Genomic DNA, 1,968 nt, shown 5'->3' with positions numbered 1-1,968 from the left:
TGTTTTGTTCCAGGACATGTTGGACGTAGCAGATCCGGGTGATCTTTGACGGTTCCGGCACATCGTTGACATTGGATGCTCGATGATCTTCCGGTGGCGGATGAGGTCGAGGGGTTCGACGATCGGGCCTGGCGGGTCGAGCACCGGCATCGGGCGGTGCTGGAGGTGCTGGGCGGGGCGCCGGTCGCGCAGGTGGCCAGGCAGTTCGGCGCGTCGCGGCAGTCGGTGCATAACTGGCTGCGGCGGTTCGAGGCCGAGGGCGCCCAGGGGCTGGTAGAGCGGTCGCGGCGTCCCAGGACCTCCCCGTCCCGGCTGCCGGCAGAGGTCGAGGCGCTGGTCTGCGAGCTGCGCCGGGCCTATCCGCGGTGGGGACCGCGGCGGATCGCCTACGAACTCGGCTTGCGGGGCGTGGATCCGGCGCCGGGCCGGAGCACGGTGTATCGGGTGCTGGTGCGCAACGGGCTGGTGCAGCCGCAGCAGCAGACGCATCGCCGCAGCTACAAGCGCTGGCAGCGGGACGCTCCGATGCAGCTGTGGCAGCTGGACATCATGAGCGGGATCTTCCTGGCCGGTGGGCGCGAGTGCAAGCTGGTCACCGGGATCGACGACCACTCCCGGTTCGTGGTGATCGCGCAGGTGGTGGCCGAGCCGTCGGGGCGGGCGGTGTGCCAGGCGTTCACCGAGGCGATGGGCCGCTACGGCGTCCCGTCGGAGGTCCTCACCGACAACGGCAAGCAGTTCACCGGCCGGTTCACCAAGCCGTTCCCGGCCGAGGTGCTGTTCGAGCGGATCTGCCGGGAGAACGGCATCACCACCCGGCTGACCAAGCCGCGCTCACCCACGACGACCGGGAAGATCGAGCGGTGGCATGGCACGTTGCGCCGCGAGCTGCTGGATGCGGCCGGGCCGTTCGAGTCGATGGCCGCGGCACAGGCCGGCATCGACGCCTGGGTGCGTGCCTACAACCACGGCAGGCCGCACCAGTCGCTGAACATGGCCACGCCGGTGTCGGTGTTCCGGCCGACCCCGGCCAGCGAGCCGCCGCCGGTCGCGGCCACCGTCCGGCCGTCCAGTGCCCCGGTCGCCGAGACGCCGCAGATGCCGGTGCCGCAGCGTCAGGACGGCGAGCCGGGGGCCGAGGCGGTCGAGTTCGACATGGTCATCACCCCCGCCGGGCGACTGTGCCTGCCCGGCAACCAGCAGATCAAGTTCAACGCCGCGCTCGGCGGACACCCCGTCACGATCTGGGCCGACCTGCGCAGCATCCACGTGCTGCTCGGCGGCGAACTGATCCGCACCCGCACCTCCCGGCTGTCCCCGGCAGACCTGGCCCACCTCCGCCAGCAGGGTGGCCGAGGTGCCGGCCCCGAGCCCGCTGCCTCCGCCGCCCCGCGCGGGCAGCTGCCCGCAGCGACAGCGGTCGAGCTCGACCGGACCGTCGGACGGGACGGCGATGTCCAGCTCGGCGGGCACCGCGTCAAGATCGAGGTGAACCTGGCCGGGCAGCGCGTCACGCTCCGCCTGGACCAGCACCTCATGCACGTCATCGCGGCCGGGCGGCTGGTCAAGACGCTGCCCGCACCGATCGTCCCCGGCCAGGCCGCCAGGCTGACCGGCGCCCGCACCACCCAGCAGCCGCTGCCACCGCCACCGGCACCGCCGCTGCGGGCCATCCGCAAGGTCCCCGCCGACGGCATCACCATGGTCGCCCGCCAACGGTTGCGCATCGGCAGAGCTCACGCGGGCAAGACCGTCACGATCATCATCGAGGACACCGTATTCCGAGTCCTGCACAACGACATCGAACTGGGGATCCACCCGCGCAAGAACACCGAGGCGATCACCAAGTACCGGCGCTAGAACGACTGGGACGGCCACGTCCACGATCTCCTGAGACCGTCAACCATCTCCCGGACCCGTCAAGCGTGTCCTGGAACCGATCTGTCCAAGATCTTCTGGAGCCGCACA

The 1,968-nt window shown here is 70.7% G+C and carries 1 pseudogene; it reads left to right on the top strand.

The annotated features are described in order from the left end of the window. Positions 1-75: 75 nt before the first annotated feature. Positions 76-1,788 (top strand): annotated as a pseudogene (locus E1285_RS44800) (IS481 family transposase); the annotation flags it as partial. Between the last annotated feature and the right edge of the window lie 180 nt (positions 1,789-1,968).

The organism is Actinomadura sp. 7K507 (assembly GCF_004348425.1).
In the GTDB taxonomy this organism is placed as follows: domain Bacteria; phylum Actinomycetota; class Actinomycetes; order Streptosporangiales; family Streptosporangiaceae; genus Spirillospora.
The sequence above is the reverse complement of the archived record's forward strand: the minus strand, read 5'-3'. Positions and strand labels throughout refer to the sequence as shown.